Below are 21190 nucleotides of genomic sequence, written 5' to 3' on the forward strand. Positions count from 1 at the left end.
GCGCGCACGTGCGCGCGAAAGGCATCGAGAGCGACGGCGCCGTCCGGCCCGTAGGCGGTGACGGGGAAGAAGAGCGGCCCGGCGACATCGGTGAGTCGGGCGGCAAGGGGGGCTGAGGTCACGGGCGCTCCCTGAGCAGATTCAGGCGTGCACAATTATGATCGGTGTCCATATTTCTGAACGCCGCCACGCTAAGGCAGCCGCGCGGCGCCGGTCAAGACACGAACACCCAACCCCAAGGCGAACCGGCCGACACCGAGCGACACTTGACGTGGCCCGTCGCGAGTTCTTAGCGTGTCCACGCATGTGAATGCCGTCCATGGATTTGGCACATCGGACGGTTGCGTGACATCTGCGTGCCACGCGTACCTTGCTGTCCGTACGTCCGGCCCCCACGCAGCACAGCACCGCACCGTCCGCGCACGCCGCGCCCCGCGCCTGCGCCCGCACCGAGGAGATCCCCGTATGCCAGCTCCCCGTACCGTCCTTCTCACCGGCGCCGCCGGCGGCCTGGGCACCCTGATGCGGGGACTGCTTCCCGCGTACGGCTACGAACTCCGGCTCTTCGACGTCACCCCCATCGAGGGCGAACCGGACGCCGTCACCGCCGACCTGGGCGACAAGGCCGCACTGCGGGAAGCCGTACGGGGCGTCGACGCGGTCATCCATCTCGCGGGCATCTCCCTCGAAGCCTCGTTCGACAAGATCCTCCGTTCCAACATCGAGGGCACGTACAACCTCTACGAGGCGGCGCGCGAGGAGGGCGTCGAGCGCATCGTGTTCGCCTCGTCCAACCACGCCATCGGCTACACCCCGCGCCCGCTCGCCGGTGACCCGCTGATCCCGGTCGACACCCCCCGTCGCCCCGACACCTTCTACGGCCTGTCGAAGTCCTTCGGCGAGGACCTCGCCCAGTTCTACTGGGACAAGCACGGCGTGGAGACCGTCTCCGTGCGCATCGGCTCCTGCTTCATGGAGCCGACGTCCGTGCGGATGCTGTCCGTCTGGATGAGCCCCGGCGACGGAGCGCGCCTCTTCCACGCGGCGCTCACCGCCGAGGACGTGCGGCACACCGTGGTCTACGGCTCCTCCGACAACACCCGCCTGTGGTGGGACCTGACGACGGCCCGCTCCCTCGGCTACGACCCGCAGGACGACTCCGAGCAGTACGCGGACAAGCTCGTCGCCGAGCACGGCGAGCTGGACCCGGAGAATCCCGATCACGCCCACCTCGGCGGCCACTTCGTCACGGACCCGCCGATCTGGCCCTACTGACCGGAGGGGTCCGCGCGGAGTCCCGTCCGGTGAAGGGGTCCGCTCGGAGTCCCGTCCGCAAATTCCCGCGACGCGACGCCGCGGGACGGGCACCATACGGCCATGCCGAAACCTTCCGGATTCCAGTACGAGCGACACGGCGACGCGAGCGTCACCATCACCCACCACGGCCGCCCCGCGGGCACCCTGCGCGGCGGCCGGGCGGAGAAGTTCCTGGCGGACGTGGCGTCCGGGGACGCCCAGCTCGTCATGGCCCGCTGGACGGGCGCGTACCGGCACGGCAACGAGCGCACCGCCCGCGAGCACCCCCGCAACCGGGCCCGCGGCGGCCGCTGAGCCGTCCGGAGCAAGCCCGCGAAGGTAAGGGAACGGCAAAGCCGGGTCGTTCGTTACCCCGTGCATGACCGCAATGACCCCCGGCTCGAACATCCCTCTCTCCGCCGCCCGCGTGGCGGTGGACGTCGCCGCCCCGGTGCGGCTCGACGTCTCGGGCCTGCTGCTCACCGCCGACGGCAAGGTGCGCTCCGACGACGACTTCATCTTCTACAACCAGCCCTCGGGCCCCGGCGTGACCTACCGCTCGGGCGGCGGTTCCGCGCCCGACGCGATCGTGGTGGACACCACGGCGGTCCCCCCGGGCATCGAGAAGATCGTGGTCACGGCGAGCCCCGACGCCGCGGGCCAGACCTTCCAGGGCGTCGAGCCCACCGCCACCGTGCGCAACGCGGACGACGGCAGCGCGCTCGCCACCTTCACCCCGCCGCAGCTGGGCGGCGAGACGGCACTGGTGGTCATCGAGATCTACCTGCGCAACGGCGCCTGGAAGGCCCGCGCGGTCGGCCAGGGCTACGCGAACGGGCTGGCCGGCATCGCCACGGACTTCGGTGTATCGGTGGAGGAGCCCGCCGCGGCGGCCCCGCCCGTCCCGGCGCCCGCGCCCGTCGCGCCGCCCGTGGCACCCCCGGCGGTCGCGCCCGTGGACCCCCGGATCGCTCCCCCGGCCCCCGCCGCACCGCCCGCGCCCCCCGCCGGCTCCGGCAAGATCAATCTCGACAAGGGCCGGATCAGCCTCCAGAAGAACCAGACGGTCTCCCTGGTCAAGGGCGGCAAGCCGCTGCTCTCGCAGGTCAAGATGGGCCTCGGCTGGGAGCCCGCGTTCCGCGGCAAGGACATCGACCTCGACGCCTCGGTGATCGCCTTCGGTCCCAACCGCAATCACCTGGACAGCTGCTACTTCGGCAAGCTCTCCATCCTGAACGGCGCGATCAAGCACTCCGGCGACAACCTCACCGGAGAGGGCGCGGGTGACGACGAGGTGATCGTCGTCGACCTCGGCCGGATCCCCGCCGACGCGACCGGTCTGGTCTTCACGGTCAACTCGTTCACCGGGCAGAAGTTCACCGAGGTCGCCAAGGCCTACTGCCGGCTGATCGACGCGGCCACCGGCGAGGAGCTGGTCCGCTTCGACCTGACCGGCGCCGAGCCGCAGACCGGCGTCATGATGGCCAAGCTGATCAAGCAGTTCTCCGGCGAGTGGGAAATGACCGGAATGGGTGAGTTCGTGAAGTCGCGGACCGTCCGCGGCATGGTCAAGCCCGCCGCGAAGGCCCTCTAGCACCCCACCGGCCACCGGCCCCGGAACGGCTTCCGGGGCACCCGACGGGTTTCCCCTCAGGTGCCCCGGATCCGGAGAGTCTCCGGTGGGACGCGTTGCGTGCTCGTCCGCTCCCTCAGAGCTTGGTCAGCTTGGAGTACGGGCTCAGGATCCTCCCCTGGCGCCCAGAGAAGTCGATGAGCACTGCGTCGTTGTCGCCCTCGACAGCAAGGACTCGTCCGAGTCCGAACTGGTCATGCGACACCCTGTCGCCCACATCGAAGCATTCGACCGGTGGGGCCGCCTGGGCCGGGCGGTTGAAGGGACTGGAAGGCAGGTGACGCCGGGAACCGGCTGACTGTTTCATTACGGTCGAGTATGCGCCCTGTAAGCGCCGGACGCCATGCCCGACCGCTCCGGAGCGGTCAGTAGTGCCGGATTCGTAATCAGCGGATCCAGGGCCAGTCCGCGCTCCTGCCCGCTTCCAGCAAGGGCACCATGCGGAACGCCGCGTCGGAAAGACCCCCGAAGGTGTGGCGGTTCTCGCTTCCGGACGGCGCGTGCCCGACCCGGTACCCGGCGAGGTTCCAGGTGTAGACGGGCACGGTCGGCGGGATCCCCTCGGTGGCGTCGCCGTAGTACGTGAACGAGGCCTGCTCGTCGGTGACGATCAGTACCCGGTCGTGCGCGCGGTAGTGCTTGCGCACCGCCTGCACCGTGTTGGTGCCGCCCAGGTTGCCGAAGCGCTCCAGGATCTTCAGCACGGACTCACCCCTGCTGTACTCCACCGCCGAGCTGCTCGTGCCGAACTCCACCAGGTCGGCGTCCGCGGCCCGCAGCGCCAGCGCCGCACCGAAGACTGCCGCCGCGTCGGCCCGGTTCAGCCGGGAGCGGTCGGACAGCGGCGACCACATCGAGCCGGAGCGGTCGACGAGGATCAGGGTGCGGCCGGGCAGTGCCGGGACGTTCCCCAGCGAGTGCCCCAGCGCCTGCTCCAGCGGGTAGGCCCACCGCAGCGAAGGCGCGTGCTGGTACGCCGCGAGGTATCGGAAGGGGAACTGCCGCGAGGCGGCGACGGCCTCCGGGTCGCTGATCCTCGCCGCCACCCCTGCCGCGACCTCGTCGGGGACCCCAGCCTCGTCGAAGTTGCGCAGGTTGCGCACGAGCGCCATCGCGCCCATGGACGGGATCACGGCCTCCCAGGCCGCGGCGTCCATCGGCCCCTGCAACCAGCCCGCCAGCGCCTCCCAGGTCATGCCCGCCTCGGCCAGCCGGTCCGCGGCTCCGGGCCCGGTGATCACCGCGCGACGCTCGGCGACCGGCACCGCCATCAGGGCACGGTGGGCGGCCAGGGTGCGGTTCGACCCCGGCGCCTCGGCGCTCTCGGGGTGGTGCCTGCGGTCCAGGGCGTACCGGAACAGGTCGCCCTGCCAGGGCTTGGCGGGGTCCGGCGCGGCGTGCACCAGGTTGAGGACGTCGCCGAAGCGGTAGCCCTTGGACGCGGTGTCGTACTTCAGCAGCGCGGTGCCGCTGTAGAGCCGGCGCACGGCGTCGGCGATCCCGCGCTTGACCGGCTTGGGCACGGCGCGGCCGTACTGCGAGGTCCAGTAGCCGAGCAGCTCACCGGGCTCGTCCGCGCGCAGCAGCACGGAGTCCACGACCTGCCGGCTGGACGGGCCGTCCACCGCACCGGCCTCGAGCCGCGCCTTCACGTACTCGGCGGCGCCGACGACAGACGCCGTACGCATCTGCCCCTCGCGGCGCAGCCAGCGCAGCAGCCCCGCCGTCCACTCCGGGTCCTCGACGGCGAGCGTCCGCACCAGCGTGGCGAAGCGGCTGTCGCGCTCCTCGCCGTCCTCGTGGAAGGTCTCCTGCGAGACGAAATCGGCGACCGCGAGCAGGAAGAGTTCCGAGCGGCTGTCCCGGAGGTGCCCGAGGGCGCCCTGGTGGTTGCGGGCGGTGCGCCCGGTCGACTTCACGGGCGAGGTGACGCGGGGACGGGTGAGGCGGGTGTTGAAGCGTGCCATGTGAATTCCCCCGAATTCATGGGAGAGGGCACAGCGGAAGAAGGGGTGCCCGAGATCAGGAATCGGCGGCGGTGCTATTCCGGTGCTCTACCCGATTGAGCTACCGGCCGTGGCCGGGCGGGACTCGAACCCGCAACACTCAGATCAAAGAAGTATCCGTCGCCTGCGCACCGGGCACCCCGGCGCTTGTGCCTCCCGAGGTCAGGACGGCTGCGGCGTTTTCGAGGAAGGAAGTAGCCGCTGCCTTCGCACCGGGAGGTGCATGGCCATGACTCTAGGAGGACAACTGCGCGGCGCGCGAGGGAATTTCCCTCCCGCGCCGCGTGTGCGGGTGTCAGTGCTTGTTCGGCTGGCGCTTCCACGGTCCCGTGATGGCGAGCATGATGCCCGGGGTCTGGATATTGGCGAACAGCGTCTTTCCGTCGGGCGAGAAGGTGACCCCGGTGAATTCGCTGTAGGAGGGGTCCTCCTCCGTGCCGCCGTTCAGCTCGTTGCGCGCGATCGGGTAGGTGCGGCCGCTGTCCGTGGCCCCGAAGAGGTGCTGGATTCCCTCGCCGTCCTCGGAGATGACCAGACCGCCGTAGGGCGACACGGTGATGTTGTCCGGGCCGTCGAAGGCGCCGTCCTCGGAGGGGTCGGCGTTGACGCCGAGGAGCACCTTCAGGGTCAGCGTGCGGCGCTTGGGGTCGTAGAACCAGACCTGGCCGTCGTGGGCGACCGGGCTCTCGCCGCGCGCGAACGAGGAGACGATGTAGGCGCCGCCGTCGCCCCACCACATGCCCTCCAGCTTGCGGGCGCGGGTGACCTGGGTGTCGTCGAACTGCTTGCGCACGGAGACCGTCTTCGCGTCGCGGTCGGGCACGTCGACCCAGTCCACGCCGTAGACGGTGCCGATCTCCGTCGCCCGGGACAGGTCGTCGACGAACGCACCCTTCTTGTCGAAGCACTTGGTGGCCTGCAGGACACCGGCGTCGTCGGCGAGGGTGCGCAGCTTGCCGCGGCCGTGCCTGAAGCCGTGCGGCGGGACCCAGCGGTAGAGCAGGCCGTTGGGGCCGGACGCGTCCTCGGTCAGGTAGGCGTGGCCGAGCTTCGGGTCGATGACGACGGCCTCGTGGGCATACCGGCCGAAGGCCTTGATGGGGCGCGGGTCCCGGTTGGCACGCTTGTCGGAGGGGTCGACCTCGAAGACGTAGCCGTGGTCCTTGAGGAGACCGTTCTTGCCGGCCTTGTCCTCGGTCTCCTCGCAGGTGAGCCAGGTGCCCCACGCGGTGCTGCCGCCCGCGCAGTTGGTCGACGTGCCCGCGATGCCGACCCACTCGGCGGTGCGGCCGTCGCGGCGCGTCTCCACGACCGTGCAGCCGCCGGCCGCGACCGGGTCGTACACGAGGCCCTCCGTGAGCGGGACGGGGTGCTCCCAGCCGGCCCGGGTACCGCTCAGCTCGTGGTTGTTGACCAGGAGGGTGACACCGCGGGCACCTTCGAAGGCGGCGGTGCCGTCGTGGTTGGAGGGGGTCGGCTCGCCGGTCTCCAGCTTGGTGACACCGCTGTGGGTGATGACGCGGTACGAGAATCCGGCGGGCAGCGCGAGGATGCCCTTCGGGTCGGGGAGCAGCGGACCGTAGCCCAGCTCCTTGCCGTGCCCGTGGCCCTTGTCGTCACCGTGCCCGTTGCCGTGTCGCGCGTCCTCGGCCGCCAGGGCGCCGGGTGCCGTGGCCAGTGCGCCGACGGCACCGGTCAGGGCTATACCCGCGCCGGTGAGGGCGGACTGTCTGCTGAATTCCCTACGCGTGATCGACATCGCGGGCTCCTGGTGGTGCGTGGCCGGGTGGGTTGGCGCGATCACGCTCCCTCCCCCGCACCAACAGGAGTTGAACGACGTACGAAGTCGAGCGGTCCTGCACATCAAGCCGTAGGGCGTTCGGTGACAAACCTGGTCACCGGGCGCGGTCCCGGCCGGCCCGCGCATGGCCGAAAAGCCTCCCGCCGCTCAGCCCTTCGTACGCGAACGGGCCTTGAAGGCGGCCTTGCGGGCGTCCTTCGCGATCTTCCGGTCCCGGTGCAGCCTGCCCACGGCCTCGAGCACCTCCGCCGTCGCGGGGTGCTCCACCCGCCAGGCCTCGTCGAAGAAGCCGCTGTGCTGGCCGGAGAGCCCTTCGACCAGCTCCTGGAGCTCGTCCAGGTCGCCGTCGGCGTCCAGTTGCGCGGCGATGGTGTCCACGGCGAGCCAGAAGATCATCGACTCCGGAGGCGCCGGCACGTCCGCCGCGCCGCGCTCCGCGAGCCAGACCCGCGCCAGTCCGCCGAGCTCGGGATCACCGAGCACGGCGCGCACGGCGGGCTCGGCCTCCGGCCCGACCAGGGCGAGGGCCTGCTGGCAGTGGAGCCTGCGCAGCGGTGCCCGCCCGTCGGCGCCGCGTGCCGCGCCCAGGAGGTCCGCCGCGGCGGCCTCCGCCCCTTCCGCCCCCCGCCGGCCGAGCCACAGACCGACCTCGGTGCGCGCGGCTTCCTCGGGGTAGTACGCGATGCCGTCGAGGAGGACGTCGGCACCCTTGTCCGCGAGGTCACCGACGGCGGGCGCGTCCACGCCCGCCTCCAGCATCCGCTCCCGGATTCCGTAGAGACCGAGCGGGGTCAGCTTCACCATGCCGTAGCGGGTGACGTCCTCGTCGTCGGCGGGAGGCGTCGCCTCCTCGCCCTCCTCGGTCAGCAACGTCTCGTCCACAGGCCGGTATTCGACGATCCCGATGGGTTCGAGGACCCGGAACTGGTCGTCCAGCCGCATCATGGCCTCGGACACCTGTTCCAGGATGTCGTCGGTGGGCTCACCCATGTCATCGGGTACCACCATCGACGCGGCGAGGGCGGGCAGCGGCACGGGGCCGTCGGCGGGTCCTGTCTCCGAGAGGGTCAGCAGATAGAGGTTGCCGAGCACCCCGTCGAGGAACTCGGCCTCCTCCTCCGGGTCCCAGTCCAGGGCGTCGAAGTCGACGCTGCCGTCCTCACCGATGAGGTCGGCGAAGTCGTCGAAGGCCGGAGCGGTGGCATCCGCGTGCACGGCCTCCAGGCCGTCGAGCCAGATCGCGAGGACGTCCTGCGGCGATCCGGAGGTCAGCAGGGCCAGGTTCTCGCCGACCGTGACGGTGCCCTCCGCGTCGCCTTCCGCGGCCTCGTCCTCGGGGTCCTCGACGTCGACGAGCCCCGTGTCGACGGCCAGGCGCCACGCCTCGCTGGCGTACGCCGCGCCGTCCTCGTCGTCACCGAGGCCGAGGTGCTCGGCGGCTGCGGGCAACTGCGCGTCGACGAGTTCACCGCCGGCGCCCACCCGCGTCCCGGGGCCCGCCCAGCGGGCGAGGCGGGCGGCGCGGGCGAGCAGCGGAGCGGCCAGCGCGTCCCGTGCCAGCTCGGCCTCGGTGTGCAGCCGCACCGGCGGCAGGGAGGGGCGCTCTGCGGACATCAGGGGGTTCTCCTCGGGGCGTGCGCGGGCTGTGTGCAAGGGGCCGGCCCGATACGTACGGGTCCTTGGCCGCCGTCCAAGCGTAGACGCATTTCGTCCCGTGCCGCCCGGTTCTACCGCACCCCCGCCCCGATGCTGAGCGCGGGCGTCCAGCGGCGCACGGTGCTTTCCTTCAGACCGCTGTAGTTCTGCACCCGGTGCCACTGGGGTGTTTGCGATCCGACACTGCCGCCGGACGTGGCGAGCGCGTCGACGTGGGCCTGCGCCGTCTCCCACTCGGCGTAGTTGAGCACCCGTGTCCCGTCCGTGCTGACGTGGAAATGGGCCGAGACACCCCCGGGCGCGAGTGCCGGATCACTGTCCAGCGCCTCGAACACCGCGTCCACCCAGTCCCGTTGGCGGACGGGGTCCGGCCCGTCGAAGCGGATGTCCACGGTCACGACGCAGCCGGGCTCGCGGGTGTCGCCCTCCATGGCCCCGGAGCGGTGCAGCTCGAAGGTGTCCGGTCCCAGCCGCTCGATGCCGGGAACGGCCGCGTCGATCTCGTCGTTGCGCGCGTCGCGCCCGCTCCGCACGAAGTCCCGGTACGCCTCTTCACCGGACCACTGCGAGTAGTGGAGCAGCGTCTTCCCGTCCTCCCCGGTGTACACGGTGTACGAGAGGAGCCCGGAGTGCGGCCAGTCGCGGCTGCCCCAGGCCTCGCGGACGGCTTCGACCGTCCGCCGCTGCCGCTCCGGGGTACCGGCGTCCCACGTACTGACCTTGACGATGCCCGAGTCGGAACGGGTGAGGTCAGGAAGGGAGTTGAACTGTACGGCCGTCATGGCGTGATCCTCTCCGGGCGCGCCCCTGTGGTGCGCCCGCGGTCACCACCCTCATACGTCAAGTGCGCTTGAGGTCAAGGCCGGTCATCCGGCCGCCCCCGCCCGCCAGGCCGTCGTGTTCAGCTCGTCCATCAGACGGATGTCGTGGCCCTCCAGCGGAAAGACCCGCGCCCCCGTGTCCGGCGCGGCCGCGATCTCCAGCGCGTCGCCCTCGATGAGGTCGCCGCCCTCCTCGGTGGAGACCCAGGCCAGCGTCGACGTGACGCTCCCGCCGGGCTTCAGCATGACCTCCTGCGGCCCCTCGTCGTTGCCGAACATCGATCCTCCCGCGTTCACGGGGACGGGGATGCGCCCGCCGTCGTCGCCCAGCGCGCGGACCGACGGGTAGCCGTGGACGCGGTAGGGCCGCTTCCCGCAGTTGGTCAGCGTGAGGGTGACGGCACGGTGGAACATCGCCGTCTGGACGGGCCCCATCCCGACGACCACGCCGGAGGCGGGGCAGTCACCGGTCGACGCCGCGGGGCTCGGCGCGCCCTGGGCGGGGGCGTTCGTCGTGATCCCGGCGTCGGGGGCGGGCGCGGGGTCCGCCGGCCGCGTCGTGACGGTGGGGCTCGGTGCCGTTCCCGGCTCCCCCTCACCCGCCGGGACGAGGAATCCGGCACAGCCGGACAGCGTCAGTGCGGCCGCCGCCGTGAGCACGGCTGCCGAGATCGTCTTCCGTACGCGCATGCCGTGTGCCCCACCCCTGGAACGGTCCGTCGCCACTCTGCTCGATCATGCCAGACCGCGCACCCCACCGTTCAGCGTCTCTTGCCCGTCACCCCAAGCAGAACTAAGTGGACCCGCACGGACCGGGCGCCGAGACTGCGGAGATGACATCCCACACGGCCGGGCCCTTCGGCCGCGCCCTCTGCGCCATGATCACGCCGTTCACCGCCACCGGTGACCTGGACCTGGACGCCGCCCGTCGTCATGCCGCCGGTCTCGTCGCGGACGGCTGCGACGGCCTCGTGCTCAGCGGCACCACCGGCGAGTCGCCGACCACCACGGACGGGGAGAAGACCGCGCTGCTGCGGGCCGTCCGGGAGGCGGTCGGCGGCACGGTCCCGCTGATCGCGGGAGTGGGCAGTTCCGACACCCGGCACACGGTCCGGCTCGCGCAGGAGGCCGAGGCGGCGGGCGCGGACGGACTGCTGGTGGTGACCCCGTACTACAGCCGTCCGCCGCAGGCCGCCGTGGAGGCCCACTTCCTCCGCGTCGCGGAGGCGACGGGCATCGGGCTGATGCTGTACGACATCCCCGGCCGCACCGGCACGAGGATCGAACCGGCGACGCTGCTGCGTCTGGCGGAACACCCGCGCGTCCTGGCCGTCAAGGACTGCTCGTACGACCTGCTCGCGGCCACGAAGGTGATGGCGCGGACCTCGCTGGCGTACTACTCCGGCTGCGAGGAGCTGAACCTCCCGCTGTACGCGCTCGGCGGGGCCGGCTACGTCAGTACGGTCGCCAACGCGGCCCCGCGCCAGATGCGCGCCGTGCTGGACGCGTTCGACGCCGGTGACACCGCGGAGGCCGCCCGTCTCAACGGGCTCACCGCCCCTCTGATCGAGGCCATGATGGCGGCCGGCCTGCCCGGCACGGTCACGGCGAAGGCGCTGCTGGACGCGGGCCCCGTCCGCGAACCGCTGCAGCCCGCCGGCCGCGAGGCGACCGACGGGCTGCGTGTGCTGTACGAGGAGCTCCTCGCCGCTACCGACTAGTCGTTGCTGTGCAGCACGTCGTTGAGCCCGTCCCACACCGCGTTGTTCGGGCGGGCCTCGACGGCGCCGGTGACCGAGTTGCGGCGGAAGAGGATGTTCGAGGCGCCGGACAGCTCACGGGCCTTGACGATCTGCCCGTCCGGCATCGTGACCCGGGTTCCGGCGGTGACGTACAGCCCAGCCTCGACGACACACTCGTCTCCGAGCGCGATCCCGATGCCGGCCTCGGCCCCGATCAGGCAGCGCTGCCCGATGGCGATGCGCTCCTTGCCGCCGCCGGACAGCGTGCCCATGGTGGACGCGCCGCCGCCGATGTCGGACCCGTCGCCGATGACGACGCCCGCGGAGATGCGGCCCTCGACCATGGAGGTGCCGAGGGTGCCCGCGTTGAAGTTGACGAAGCCCTCGTGCATCACGGTCGTGCCGGAGGCCAGGTGCGCCCCGAGCCTGACGCGGTCGGCGTCGGCGATCCGCACGCCCTTGGGCGCGACGTAGTCCGTCATCCGGGGGAACTTGTCCACCGAGGTGACCTGGAGGTGCAGGCCCTCGGCGCGGGCGTTGAGGCGGACCTTCTCCAGGTCGTCGACGGCCACCGGGCCGAGCGAGGTCCAGGCGACGTTGGCGAGGAAGCCGAAGATGCCGTCGAGGTTCTGCCCGTGGGGCTGGACGAGACGGTGCGAGAGCAGGTGCAGCCGCAGGTAGGTGTCGTGCGCGTCGAGCGGCTTGTCGTCCAGCGAGGAGATGACCGTGGACACGGCGACGATCTCCACCCCACGGCGTGCGTCCACACCGATGGCCTTGGCCGCGCCCTCACCGAGACGGTTCACCGCCTCTTCGGGGCTCAGGCGCTGCGTGCCGGCCGGCCCGGGCTCGGCGGTGAGCTCGGGGGCGGGGAACCAGGTGTCGAGGACGGTGCCGTCACCGGCGATGGTGGCGAGGCCGGCGGCGACGGCGCCGGTGGTGCGGGCGGAGCCCTGGGAAGTCGTGTCGGTCATGAACAGAACCTAACCGTCCGAGCCCCGCGTGGGCGAACCGGTCTCAGCTGCCGGAGCGTGTCCCTCCCCCGGGCCGTTCACCTCGGTCTCGCGTTCCGGTCGTGTTTTCGCACCGCCCGTCACCCGAAGGCCCGGTGCGGGTTCACGCAGCCGCCGCGCCGCCAGTACCGCCACGCCCGCGCCGCACGCGAGAGCCGCGCACAGCGGCCAGAGCAGCACGGGCGAGGCGGTGTACAGCGCCCCGCCCAGGGGTGGGGCCAGCACCTGACCGCTGATGGAGGCGCCCGCGTACAGGCTCTGGAACCGGCCCTGCGCATGGATCGGCGCCTGGTCGGCGACGTAGGCGGTGGCCGTCGTCTTGTAGAGGATCTCGCCCACCGTCAGCGACACCATCATCGACACGGCGAACAGGGCCCCCGCCCCGGGGATCAGCACCGCGTAGCCGAGCCCCACCAGCAGCAGGCCGGTCCCGACGACGGTCAGGGGCGCCCGTCGGCGCAGCGCGTGCGCGGCGGGAAGTTCGAGGCAGAGGATGACGCCCCCGTTGACCGCGATCAGCCAGCCGTAGAACTGGGTGCCGTAGCCGTGGTCGGCGAGGAAGACGGGCAGGGTGGAGTACTGCTGCCGGTAGACGAGGTCGACGCAGACGATCGCGGCGAGCAGGACGAGCACCGCGGGCCTGGCCCGGAGTTCGCGCCACAGGCCCGGTGCCCGCGGATCGTGCGCGGGCAGGGTGTGCGCGGTGCCGCGGGCCGGAAGGATCGCGGCCGCGTAGCCGGCGAAGAGCAGGGTGCCCAGGCCGTCCGCGAGGAAGAGCCAGTCGTACGAGTACGAGGCGGCGATCAGCGCGCCCAGCGGCGGCCCGACGGTGAAGCCGCCGTTGGACGCGAAACGGGTGAGGGCGAAGCTCTGGCGGCGCCCTCCCTCCGGGACGGAGACCGCGACGAGCGCCGCGTTGGCCGCGCGGACGACCCCCGAGGCGTACTGGGCGAGCGGCAGCACCGCGTACAGGGCGGTCAGTGGCAGCACGGGCAGCGTGACGAGCGCGGCGCCGCTCACACAGGCGCCGGTCAGGAGCATCCGGCGATGGCCGTACCGGTCGCCGAACCAGCCGCCGGTGAAGTTCCCCGCGACCAGGCCGATCCCGCCGATGCCGCTGATCAGCCCCGCCTCGGCGACGGACAGGCCGCGCGGCCCCGTGAGATAGACGAAGAGATAGACGAAGGTGAAGCTGACGACGGCGTTGAGGAAGGCGCCGAACGCCAGGAGCCGCACGGTTCTCGGTATACCGCTCAGCATGCCGTCCCACGCCCCCGTAGTGAGTTCCTTTTGGGAACGGACTATGGCAGCCTGGTATCCGCAGGTCAACCGAGTAAGGAGGCGGACATCGTGCCGCAGCGCACCAGCCTGGCCGACGCGGACTGTGCGATCGCCCAGGCCCTCGACGTCGTGGGCGACTGGTGGACGCTGCTGATCGTGCGCGACACCGCACGCGGGGTGCACCGCTTCGACGCGCTCCAGCAGGAGTTGGGGGTGTCCCGCAAGGTGCTCACGGAGCGGCTGCGCCTACTGACGGACGCCGGGGTGCTGACCCGGCAGCCCTATCAGGACCGCCCGGTCCGCCACGAATACCGGCTCACCCCGCGCGGTCGCGCGCTGCTGCCGGTGCTGATCGCGCTCCAGGACTGGGGCGATGCCTGGGTATTGGGGGACGGAGAGACGATGGCGACGACCGCGGAGGACTCCAAGGAGGCCGCACGGGTACAGGCCCTGGTGGGCACCCGGCTGCCGGAGCTGCAACTGCTGGACCAGGACGGCGAGTCGCGCGACCCGGTCGCCGGGACCCCGCACACCGTCCTGTACTGCTTCCCCGGCGCGTACGCCCGCAAGGACGACTACCCGCCGGGCTGGGCCGGGATCCCGGGAGCGAGCGGCTGCACCCTCGAATCGTGCACCTACCGCGACCAGCTGGCCGAGTTCACGGCGGCCGGCGCGACCGTACACGGCGTGTCCACCCAACGCCCCGACGAGCAACGGGCGTTCGCCGACAAGGAAGAGCTGCGCTTCCCACTGCTCTCCGACGCCGGGCTGGCACTGACGGCGGCGCTGCGCCTGCCGACGTTCCGCGCGGGCGGCGTCACCCGGCTGAAGCGGCTGACCCTGGTGGTGGACCGGGACCGGACGGTCGTCGAGGCGCTGTACCCGGTCACGGACATCGAGGCGAGCGTGCAGGCCGCGCTGGCAGCCGTCCGCGGGGGCACCGCCTGACCGGTCTCAGCGGCCCGCCCCCTCGGCGACCCTCGACAGCATCTCCCTGGTGTACTCCGGGTCGAACTCACCCCCGGTGAGCAGCACCTGGAGGCTGATCCCGTCCAGCAGGGCCGTGAGCGCCCGCGCGGTGGCCCGGTCGGTGCGGTGGGCGATCAGCACGGCCAGGGCGTCGGCCCACTCGGCGGCGACCGGCTGCAGGGCGGGCCGGCGCAGGGCCGCGAGGTACAGCTCGTACTCCAGCGCCAGCGGCCCGCGCCCCGCCTCGAACCACTCCCCCAGCAGCCGGGTCAGCTCATCGGCGAGCGGGACCGCGGGATCGGAGAAGTACGGGCTCTCCCGCACCGTCCGGGCGAAGCTCTCGTTGCACCGGCGCAGTGCGGCGACCAGCAGTTCGTCGAGCGAGGCGAAGTGATACGTCGTCGAGCCGAGCGGCACATCGGCCTCGGCTGCCACCGTGCGATGGCTGAGCCCCCCGATGCCCCGGTCCGCGACGACGCGGATGGCCGCGTCGATGATGCGTTCACGCCGCTCGGGGTCGTACCGCCGGACCATCAGTGAGCTCCTCCGAGGTTGAGGACGATGACCCCCGCGATGATCAGCGCGATCCCGGCCAGCTTGGCGAGCCCCATGGACTCGCCCATCCAGAGGATCCCGATGGCGGCGACGGCCGCGGTACCCACCCCGGCCCAGATGGCATAGGCGGTTCCGATCGAGAGCGTCTTGAGGGTCTGGGCGAGCAGCGCGAAGGCCAGCACATAGCCCACGACCGTGACGAGCGAGGGCCACAGTCGCGTGAAGCCCTCGCTGTACTTCATGGCCGTCGTCGCGGCCACCTCCGCCGCGATGGCCGCGGCCAGCAGTCCGTATCCCATGCGTACAAGCGTACACAGTGTTGCGTACGGCCGTACACATCGTGCGTGCGTCCATATCGTGACCGGCCAGGACGGGATTCACGGGCGCCCCGGGGCGCTACGGTGTCCGCACCGGTAGGACCTGATGACGACCGGACCATACGAATAAACGGAGCAGTGGTGGCGCAGGACGCAGGGTGGGGCGGGGGCGCCTACGGGGGCGCGCCGTACGGCGGATATCCGTTCGGAGGACCGCCGGGATGGGGCGGCTGGGTGCCGCCGCCGAAGCCGGGGGTGATACCGCTCGCCCCGCTGAGGCTGGGGGACGTGCTGGGCGGGGCGTTCTCGACGATGGGCAGGTACTGGAAGCAGTTGTTCGGCCTGGCCGCGGCGCTCTACGGCGGCGCCGCTCTCCTGATGGCGGCGGCGGTGGCCATCGCCTACTCCGCCGTCTCCGACCACCTGGACCGGGTCGTCTCCCTCGACTACGACGAGACGGCCTCGTCCACGGACATCGTTCCGCTCGTCACCGCGGGCGGCCTTCTCGCGTTGCTGGGCATCGTCACCATGGCCGTCGTCTCCGGCCTGATGTACGCGGCGGTCCCGGCCGTACTGCAGGAGGCGGTCCTGGGCAGGCCCGTCGCCTTCGCGACGGTGTGGCGCAGGGCCTGGTCCCGTGTCGCCCCTGTGATCGGCGCGCTGGTCCTCACCGCCCTGCTCGCGATCGTGCCCGTGCTGCTCGTCATGGCGGCGTTCGTCGGGATGATCATCAGCCTCCTCACCCTGGACAGTGGTGGCGGCGGCGCCGTCGCCATGTCGCTGGGCGTCGTCGGCGCCCTGGTGACCGGGCCGCTGGCCGTCTGGCTCTGGATAAAGGTCTGCCTGGCACCGGCGATCGTGGTCTTCGAGGGCCAGGGGCCCCTCGCCGCGCTGCGCCGCTCGTCCCAGCTGGTGCGCGGCGACTGGTGGCGGATCTTCGGCATCACCCTGCTGGCCGGGCTGATGGCGGCCGTGGCCGGCTATGTCATCCAGATGCCGTTCTCGATCCTCGGCGTGTTCCCCGGCATGCTCGGGACAGCGTCGCTGGACGACGACCCGAGCCCCACTGCGGTGATGGTCGCGATGAGCGGCTATCTGGTCGCGACCCTGCTGGGGCAGCTGGTGAGCCAGATCATCTCGACGACGTTCCCGCAGCTGGTGACCGGCCTGCTCTACGTCGACCGGCGGATCCGGACGGAGAACCTGGGCCCGGTGCTGGCGGAGGCAGCAGGCGTACCACCGCAGGGCCACCCCCAGCAGGGACCGGTCCCGCCGCCGTACGGAGGCGGCGCCCCTCAGTGGTGACCGAGCCCGGACCGGTTCCGGGACGGCGTGGACCGTCGCCCGGAACTGTGGTGCCCATGGGGAGAGCCTCAGTCCACCAGTGAGCTCTTCGGCCGGAGCACGCAGAATTCGTTGCCCTCGGGGTCGGCCGGCACGACCCAGGTGACGTCCTCGCCCTGACCGACGTCCGACCGCCGGGCCCCGAGCGCGATGATCCGCTCGACCTAGGCGGCCTGGTCGTCGGGGGTCAGGTCGATGTGCAGCCGGTTCTTGGCCGTCTCCCCCTCGGGCACGGGCAGGAAGCACATCCCGGGCTGGCGAGCGACGGCAGGTCGTGGGCATCGACGGCGAGTTGGTACAAGCGAACGGCCATGCCCGTCAGTCTGTCCGGAGGACACGGCCGTTGTCCCGTGAAACACGGTCACGAGGAGGCGCGAGCGGTCAGTTGCCGACGGTGAACCATGTGGCGCGGGACTTCTTCCACTCCGCGTGGTCCAGGTCCTTGGCCTCCGTGCCGTCGCCGTACAGGTCCGCCGCACCGGCGTCCGTGATCACCTGAGCGCGCGTGCCCGCGGCCGTCAGGTCCGGCACCGAGACGACGGCCTCCCAGCCGCCCGGGTCGGTGGTGGGCAGCTCGGCCCGCTCGACCGGCGCGTGACCGGCGACGCCGTCCCAGCTGTAGAGGGCGTACGGATCGGAGTTGTCGTCGGCCTCCCAGGAGCCGGCCGCGATCAGGTACTGGTCGGCGGCGTTCTTCCGGATGTCGCGTATGGCCAGCCCGCCGAGGTCCAGCTCGATCGGCGTACCGAAGACGGCCTTCGCCCCGCTGCCCGCCACCTTGTCGAAGTTGGTCACGGGCACGATGAGCGCCTTGCCGCCCGCCTTCGGCGGGACGAGGGGCGCACGGAAGCCGACGTACGCGGTGGTCGTCGAGCCGGGCGCGAACTCCAGGCCTTCCACGTTGAACCCGTCGATCTGCTTGGGCGCCTCACCGTCCTCGGTGCCCGCGGCGAAGCCGTACCGGTCGTCGTTCGCCTCGTCCCAGGCCACCAGGTCCTCGCGGAGCTTCCTGTAGGAGCCGCCGACCGTCAGCTGGGTGGTGGCGCCGGAGCCGGTCACGGTCGTGGTGAAGACGGTGTTGCGGTCGGCCTTGTACTCGCCGTCCTTGTTGTTGCCGAGCGATCCGGTCCAGTAGACGGTGTTCCCGACCCGGGCCGCGCCCTCGATGTCGATCTCCTTGCTCACCCCGAGCTTCGAAGCGACGTCCCAGGTCCTCACCGGCGCACCGGAGAGCGAAAGGTCGTACAGGCGGAGGGTGTTGGACTCGTCGTCCGCGACCACCGCGTAGCCGCCACCGACGTCGACCGCCGCCGAGGCGTCGGACGAACCGGTCACGTAGCGGGTGTCGGCGGAGTTCTGCACGGCGGCCGAGGCGGCGTAGTGCAGCACCTTGGTAGCGGTCTTTCCGCCGAGCCCGGTGACCTTGACGGTGAGGTCCGTGTAGCCGCGGGCGCGCGCCGCGACGGAGACGCGGCGGGTGGTGCCGGTGCCCGTGACGGTCACGTCGGACGTTCCCGCGACGGAGGACCTGGAGCTGGCGGAGGCGGCCACGGTGAGCGCCGTGACATCCGCGCCGCTCTGCGCGACGGTCACGTTCACCACGGGGTCGCCCGTCGCACCGACGGCGCCGGACAGGTAGGAGGCCGAGAGGGTGATCGTCGGGGTCCCGTAACTCGCGGCGTGCGCGGGCACATTGCCGCCCAGTGCGGCCAGTGCGAGGATCCCGGCCGCGGCGACGGCCGCCCGGCGGTTCTGGTGCGGAAGCTGATGCAGCACTGCGTGCCTCTCGTCGGCGTGGTGTCGAGGAGCAGGCTCCGGCCCTCGCGCCAACGGCGGGCACACGGTGAGGATACGGCGGGCGAACAACGTGGGACGGCCCCCGGCGTGTGCCGGGGGCCGTCAGCGATGTCGTGGATCAGACGTTGAAACCGAGCGCGCGAAGCTGCTCACGGCCGTCGTCGGTGATCTTGTCGGGACCCCACGGCGGCATCCAGACCCAGTTGATCCGCAGCTCGCTGACGATGCCGTCGGTCGCGGACTTCGCCTGGTCCTCGATGACGTCGGTCAGCGGGCAGGCCGCGGACGTCAGCGTCATGTCGAGGGTGGCGATGTTGGCGTCGTCGATGTGGATGCCGTAGATCAGGCCCAGGTTGACGACGTCGATCCCCAGCTCGGGGTCGACCACGTCGTACAGCGCCTCGCGGACCTCCTCCTCGGAGGCCGGCTTGGTCGTAAGAGTCTCGTTCTCGCTCATGCCGTCTTCCCTTCGGACAGCGCCTGCGCCGTCGCGTCCTTCCACGCCATCCAGCTCAACAGCGCGCACTTGACCCGGGCCGGGTACTTGGAGACGCCGGCGAACGCGACCGCGTCCTCCAGCACCTCCTCCATCGCGTCGTCCGGCTCCAGCTGGCCCTTGGACTGCATCAGTTCCAGGAACGTCTCCTGGATCTTCTGCGCCTCGCCGAGCTGCTTACCCACGAGCAGCTCGTTGAGCACTGAGGCGCTGGCCTGGCTGATGGAGCAGCCCTGGCCCTCGTAACTGACGTCGGCGATGGTCTCGCCGTCGTATTTCACGCGGAGCGTGATCTCGTCGCCGCACGTCGGGTTGACGTGGTGCACCTCGGCGTCGCCGTCCCGCAGGCCACGCCCGTGGGGGTGCTTGTAGTGGTCCAGGATCACTTCCTGGTACATGGAATCAAGCTTCACCAGTCAACCCTCTGCCGTCTAACCGAAAAAGTTCCGCACGTGCTCCAGCCCGTCCACCAGGGCGTCGACCTCGGCCGGCGTGGAGTACAGGTAGAACGACGCTCGCGTCGTCGCAGGAATTCCGTAGCGCAGGCAGACCGGCCGTGCGCAGTGGTGTCCGACCCGGACGGCGATGCCCTGCTCGTCGAGCACCTGGCCCACGTCGTGGGGGTGGATGTCGCCGAGCGTGAAGGAGATCGTCGCCCCGCGGTCCTCGGCCGTCGCCGGACCGATGATCCTGAGGTCGGGGACCTCCAGGAGCCGCCGCACCGCGTACTCGGTGATGGCCTGCTCGTGGCGGTGGATGTTCTCCATACCGATGGCCGAGAGGTAGTCCACGGCCGCACCGAGACCGACGGCCTGTGCGATCGGGGGCGTACCCGCCTCGAACTTGTGCGGAGCGGGGGCGTACGTCGAGGAGTGCATCGACACGGTCTCGATCATCTCGCCACCACCGAGGAACGGCGGCAGGTCCTCGAGGAGCTCCTGTCGTCCCCACAGCACGCCGATGCCCGTCGGTCCGACCATCTTGTGACCGGTGAAGGCCACGAAGTCGGCCTGCAGCGCCTGCACGTCGAGCACCATGTGCGGGGCGGCCTGCGAGGCGTCGATGCAGACCAGCGCGCCGACCTGCTGGGCACGGCGGATGATCTTCTCGACCGGGTTGATCGTGCCCATGATGTTGGAGACCAGGGTGAAGGAGACGATCTTCGTCTTCTCCGTGATGATCTCGTCGATGTTGGACAGGTCGAGGCGGCCGTCGTCGGTGATGCCGAACCACTTCAGCTTCGCACCCGTGCGCTGCGAGAGCAGCTGCCACGGCACGATGTTGGAGTGGTGCTCCATCTCCGTGGTGACGATCTCGGTGTCACTGTCGACCCGGTAGGGCTCATCCGCCCAGCCGAGCATGTTCGCGACGAGGTTGAGCGACTCCGAGGCGTTCTTGGTGAAGATCACCTCGTTGCGGCTGGGTGCGTTGATGAAGGCCGCGACCTTGTCGCGAGCGCCTTCGTACAGCGCGGTGGCCTCCTCCGCGATCGTGTACACACCGCGGTGGACGTTGGCGTTGTGCCGCTCGTAGTACTCACTGAGAGCGTCGAGCACCTGGCGCGGCTTCTGCGAGGTCGCAGCGCTGTCCAGGTAAACGATCTTCTTTCCGTCGTGGACCGTGCGGTCCAGGATCGGGAAGTCCTTGCGGATCGCCTCGGTGTCGAGGAGGCCGGAGAGCCCCTGTCGGGCGTCAGTCACGCGGAAGCGCCACCCTTCACATATGCCTCGTAGCCCTCGTTCTCCAGCTTGTCGGCCAGCTCGGCGCCGCCGGACTCGGCGATGCGGCCGTTGGCGAAGACGTGCACGAAGTCGGGCTTGATGTAGCGGAGGATCCGCGTGTAGTGCGTGATCAGCAGGGTGCCGACCTCGCCGCCCTCGCGGACCCGGTTGACGCCCTCGGAGACGACGCGCAGGGCGTCGACGTCCAGGCCGGAGTCGGTCTCGTCGAGGATGGCGACCTTCGGCTTGAGGAGCTCCAGCTGAAGGATCTCGTGGCGCTTCTTCTCACCGCCGGAGAAGCCCTCGTTGACGTTGCGCTCGGCGAAGGAGGGGTCCATCTGGAGCCCGGCCATCGTCTCCTTGACCTCCTTCACCCACGTCCGCAGCTTGGGGGCCTCACCGCGGACGGCGGTGGCGGAGGTGCGCAGGAAGTTGGAGACCGAGACACCGGGGATCTCGACCGGGTACTGCATGGCGAGGAACAGTCCGGCGCGGGCCCGCTCGTCGACGGACATCTCCAGGACGTCCTCGCCGTCCAGGGTCACCGTGCCACTCGTGATCGTGTACTTGGGGTGACCCGCGAGCGAGTACGCGAGGGTGGACTTGCCGGACCCGTTCGGGCCCATGATGGCGTGCGTCTCGCCCTGCTTCACGGTCAGGTCGACGCCCTTGAGGATCTCCTTCGTGGCGTTGTCGGCCTCGACGGAGACGTGCAGGTCGCGGATTTCAAGCGTTGCCATGG

Annotated in this window: 21 protein-coding genes and 2 pseudogenes; 6 read left to right on the forward strand and 17 right to left on the reverse strand. The window is 70.9% G+C overall.

All coding sequences use genetic code 11. The features are described from left to right. Positions 1-122: pseudogene (locus tag ACFWFI_RS18945) on the reverse strand (5-dehydro-4-deoxyglucarate dehydratase); the annotation flags it as partial. A 343-nt stretch (positions 123-465) separates the two neighbouring features. Between ACFWFI_RS18945 and ACFWFI_RS18950 the strand changes: the two are divergent. The 3 genes from ACFWFI_RS18950 to ACFWFI_RS18960 all read left to right on the forward strand — a co-directional run bounded on the left by ACFWFI_RS18950 (position 466) and on the right by ACFWFI_RS18960 (position 2890). Further along, complete coding sequence (locus ACFWFI_RS18950) at positions 466-1275, forward strand: NAD-dependent epimerase/dehydratase family protein (RefSeq protein WP_387391285.1); 810 nt, start codon at positions 466-468, stop codon at positions 1273-1275. A 102-nt stretch (positions 1276-1377) separates the two neighbouring features. Continuing rightward, positions 1378-1611, forward strand: a complete 234-nt coding sequence (locus tag ACFWFI_RS18955) for a hypothetical protein (protein ID WP_387391288.1) — start codon at positions 1378-1380, stop codon at positions 1609-1611. A gap of 64 nt (positions 1612-1675) precedes the next feature. Then, the gene (locus ACFWFI_RS18960) at positions 1676-2890 is read left to right on the forward strand and encodes a TerD family protein (protein ID WP_387391290.1); all 1215 of its coding nucleotides are present in this window, start codon (positions 1676-1678) and stop codon (positions 2888-2890) included. A 115-nt stretch (positions 2891-3005) separates the two neighbouring features. On the opposite strand, the gene ACFWFI_RS18965 is transcribed toward ACFWFI_RS18960, so the two are convergent. The 6 genes from ACFWFI_RS18965 to ACFWFI_RS18990 all read right to left on the reverse strand — a co-directional run bounded on the left by ACFWFI_RS18965 (position 3006) and on the right by ACFWFI_RS18990 (position 9903). Continuing rightward, positions 3006-3236, reverse strand: coding sequence for a hypothetical protein (locus ACFWFI_RS18965; protein ID WP_014156926.1), 231 nt, complete (start codon positions 3234-3236; stop codon positions 3006-3008). Positions 3237-3315: 79 nt separating this feature from the next. Further along, positions 3316-4896 carry a TROVE domain-containing protein gene (locus tag ACFWFI_RS18970; protein WP_387391293.1) on the reverse strand — a complete coding sequence of 527 codons (1581 nt, stop codon included), beginning with the start codon at positions 4894-4896 and terminating at the stop codon, positions 3316-3318. Between the two features lie 334 nt (positions 4897-5230). Then, positions 5231-6694 carry an alkaline phosphatase PhoX gene (locus tag ACFWFI_RS18975; protein ID WP_387391296.1) on the reverse strand — a complete coding sequence of 488 codons (1464 nt, stop codon included), beginning with the start codon at positions 6692-6694 and terminating at the stop codon, positions 5231-5233. A gap of 189 nt (positions 6695-6883) precedes the next feature. Continuing rightward, on the reverse strand, positions 6884-8350 hold the full coding sequence (locus ACFWFI_RS18980) for a hypothetical protein (RefSeq protein WP_387391299.1): 1467 nt from the start codon (positions 8348-8350) through the stop codon (positions 6884-6886). Positions 8351-8463: 113 nt separating this feature from the next. After that, the gene (locus ACFWFI_RS18985; protein ID WP_387391302.1) at positions 8464-9174 is read right to left on the reverse strand and encodes an antibiotic biosynthesis monooxygenase; all 711 of its coding nucleotides are present in this window, start codon (positions 9172-9174) and stop codon (positions 8464-8466) included. Positions 9175-9258: 84 nt separating this feature from the next. After that, a complete protein-coding gene (locus ACFWFI_RS18990) occupies positions 9259-9903 on the reverse strand; it encodes a DUF4232 domain-containing protein (RefSeq protein WP_387391305.1) in 645 nt (214 codons plus the stop codon). 143 nt (positions 9904-10046) lie between these two features. On the opposite strand from ACFWFI_RS18990, the gene dapA reads away from it, so the two are divergent. Further along, complete coding sequence (dapA, locus tag ACFWFI_RS18995) at positions 10047-10934, forward strand: 4-hydroxy-tetrahydrodipicolinate synthase (RefSeq protein ID WP_387391307.1); 888 nt, start codon at positions 10047-10049, stop codon at positions 10932-10934. Here dapA and dapD read toward each other — a convergent pair. After that, positions 10931-11929 carry a 2,3,4,5-tetrahydropyridine-2,6-dicarboxylate N-succinyltransferase gene (gene dapD, locus ACFWFI_RS19000; RefSeq protein WP_387391310.1) on the reverse strand — a complete coding sequence of 333 codons (999 nt, stop codon included), beginning with the start codon at positions 11927-11929 and terminating at the stop codon, positions 10931-10933. The genes dapA and dapD overlap by 4 nt on opposite strands. Before the next feature lie 9 nt (positions 11930-11938). Next, entirely contained in the window at positions 11939-13228 is a 1290-nt protein-coding gene (locus ACFWFI_RS19005; protein ID WP_387391313.1) for an MFS transporter, read from the reverse strand. A 90-nt stretch (positions 13229-13318) separates the two neighbouring features. Here ACFWFI_RS19005 and ACFWFI_RS19010 point away from each other — a divergent pair, with 90 nt between their 5' ends. Beyond that, complete coding sequence (locus ACFWFI_RS19010; protein ID WP_387391315.1) at positions 13319-14197, forward strand: winged helix-turn-helix transcriptional regulator; 879 nt, start codon at positions 13319-13321, stop codon at positions 14195-14197. 6 nt (positions 14198-14203) lie between these two features. Here ACFWFI_RS19010 and ACFWFI_RS19015 read toward each other — a convergent pair whose 3' ends face one another. Both ACFWFI_RS19015 and ACFWFI_RS19020 read right to left on the reverse strand, forming a co-directional pair. Continuing rightward, complete coding sequence (locus ACFWFI_RS19015; RefSeq protein WP_387391317.1) at positions 14204-14752, reverse strand: TetR/AcrR family transcriptional regulator; 549 nt, start codon at positions 14750-14752, stop codon at positions 14204-14206. After that, the gene (locus tag ACFWFI_RS19020) at positions 14752-15072 is read right to left on the reverse strand and encodes a DMT family transporter (protein ID WP_387391320.1); all 321 of its coding nucleotides are present in this window, start codon (positions 15070-15072) and stop codon (positions 14752-14754) included. The genes ACFWFI_RS19015 and ACFWFI_RS19020 overlap by 1 nt, the downstream gene beginning before the upstream one ends. Before the next feature lie 159 nt (positions 15073-15231). Between ACFWFI_RS19020 and ACFWFI_RS19025 the strand changes: the two genes are divergently transcribed. Continuing rightward, positions 15232-16395 carry a DUF7847 domain-containing protein gene (locus ACFWFI_RS19025; protein WP_387391323.1) on the forward strand — a complete coding sequence of 388 codons (1164 nt, stop codon included), beginning with the start codon at positions 15232-15234 and terminating at the stop codon, positions 16393-16395. A gap of 68 nt (positions 16396-16463) precedes the next feature. Here the strand turns inward: ACFWFI_RS19025 and ACFWFI_RS19030 are convergent. The 6 genes and pseudogenes from ACFWFI_RS19030 to sufC form a co-directional block, all read right to left on the reverse strand. Continuing rightward, a pseudogene (locus ACFWFI_RS19030) lies at positions 16464-16747 on the reverse strand (VOC family protein). Positions 16748-16815: 68 nt separating this feature from the next. After that, entirely contained in the window at positions 16816-18210 is a 1395-nt protein-coding gene (locus ACFWFI_RS19035) for a hypothetical protein (RefSeq protein ID WP_387391325.1), read from the reverse strand. 139 nt (positions 18211-18349) lie between these two features. Next, the gene (locus tag ACFWFI_RS19040) at positions 18350-18688 is read right to left on the reverse strand and encodes a metal-sulfur cluster assembly factor (RefSeq protein ID WP_145802444.1); all 339 of its coding nucleotides are present in this window, start codon (positions 18686-18688) and stop codon (positions 18350-18352) included. Then, entirely contained in the window at positions 18685-19140 is a 456-nt protein-coding gene (gene sufU / locus ACFWFI_RS19045) for a Fe-S cluster assembly sulfur transfer protein SufU (protein WP_383118123.1), read from the reverse strand. The genes ACFWFI_RS19040 and sufU overlap by 4 nt, the downstream gene beginning before the upstream one ends. Positions 19141-19158: 18 nt before the next feature. Next, complete coding sequence (locus ACFWFI_RS19050) at positions 19159-20427, reverse strand: cysteine desulfurase (protein WP_387391328.1); 1269 nt, start codon at positions 20425-20427, stop codon at positions 19159-19161. Continuing rightward, positions 20424-21188 (reverse strand): Fe-S cluster assembly ATPase SufC, encoded by a 765-nt coding sequence (sufC, locus tag ACFWFI_RS19055; protein ID WP_387391331.1) that lies wholly within the window; start codon positions 21186-21188, stop codon positions 20424-20426. Before sufC ends, ACFWFI_RS19050 begins: the two co-directional genes overlap by 4 nt. Between the last annotated feature and the right edge of the window lie 2 nt (positions 21189-21190).

It is taken from the genome of Streptomyces sp. NPDC060209 (assembly GCF_042728155.1).
Lineage (GTDB): Bacteria > Actinomycetota > Actinomycetes > Streptomycetales > Streptomycetaceae > Streptomyces.

Excerpts from the sequence above, each read along its gene's own strand:
- ACFWFI_RS19040 (WP_145802444.1), bottom strand. The coding sequence starts at position 18,688 with ATGAGCGAGAACGAGACTCTTACGACCAAGCCGGCCTCCGAGGAGGAG.
- sufC (WP_387391331.1), bottom strand. The coding sequence starts at position 21,188 with ATGGCAACGCTTGAAATCCGCGACCTGCACGTCTCCGTCGAGGCCGAC.
- dapA (WP_387391307.1), top strand. The coding sequence starts at position 10,047 with ATGACATCCCACACGGCCGGGCCCTTCGGCCGCGCCCTCTGCGCCATG.
- dapD (WP_387391310.1), bottom strand. The coding sequence starts at position 11,929 with ATGACCGACACGACTTCCCAGGGCTCCGCCCGCACCACCGGCGCCGTC.
- ACFWFI_RS18975 (WP_387391296.1), bottom strand. The coding sequence starts at position 6,694 with ATGTCGATCACGCGTAGGGAATTCAGCAGACAGTCCGCCCTCACCGGC.
- ACFWFI_RS19005 (WP_387391313.1), bottom strand. The coding sequence starts at position 13,228 with ATGCTGAGCGGTATACCGAGAACCGTGCGGCTCCTGGCGTTCGGCGCC.
- ACFWFI_RS18950 (WP_387391285.1), top strand. The coding sequence starts at position 466 with ATGCCAGCTCCCCGTACCGTCCTTCTCACCGGCGCCGCCGGCGGCCTG.
- ACFWFI_RS19020 (WP_387391320.1), bottom strand. The coding sequence starts at position 15,072 with ATGGGATACGGACTGCTGGCCGCGGCCATCGCGGCGGAGGTGGCCGCG.
- ACFWFI_RS18955 (WP_387391288.1), top strand. The coding sequence starts at position 1,378 with ATGCCGAAACCTTCCGGATTCCAGTACGAGCGACACGGCGACGCGAGC.
- ACFWFI_RS19015 (WP_387391317.1), bottom strand. The coding sequence starts at position 14,752 with ATGGTCCGGCGGTACGACCCCGAGCGGCGTGAACGCATCATCGACGCG.
- ACFWFI_RS18980 (WP_387391299.1), bottom strand. The coding sequence starts at position 8,350 with ATGTCCGCAGAGCGCCCCTCCCTGCCGCCGGTGCGGCTGCACACCGAG.
- ACFWFI_RS18985 (WP_387391302.1), bottom strand. The coding sequence starts at position 9,174 with ATGACGGCCGTACAGTTCAACTCCCTTCCTGACCTCACCCGTTCCGAC.
- ACFWFI_RS18990 (WP_387391305.1), bottom strand. The coding sequence starts at position 9,903 with ATGCGCGTACGGAAGACGATCTCGGCAGCCGTGCTCACGGCGGCGGCC.
- ACFWFI_RS18970 (WP_387391293.1), bottom strand. The coding sequence starts at position 4,896 with ATGGCACGCTTCAACACCCGCCTCACCCGTCCCCGCGTCACCTCGCCC.
- ACFWFI_RS18960 (WP_387391290.1), top strand. The coding sequence starts at position 1,676 with ATGACCGCAATGACCCCCGGCTCGAACATCCCTCTCTCCGCCGCCCGC.
- ACFWFI_RS18965 (WP_014156926.1), bottom strand. The coding sequence starts at position 3,236 with ATGAAACAGTCAGCCGGTTCCCGGCGTCACCTGCCTTCCAGTCCCTTC.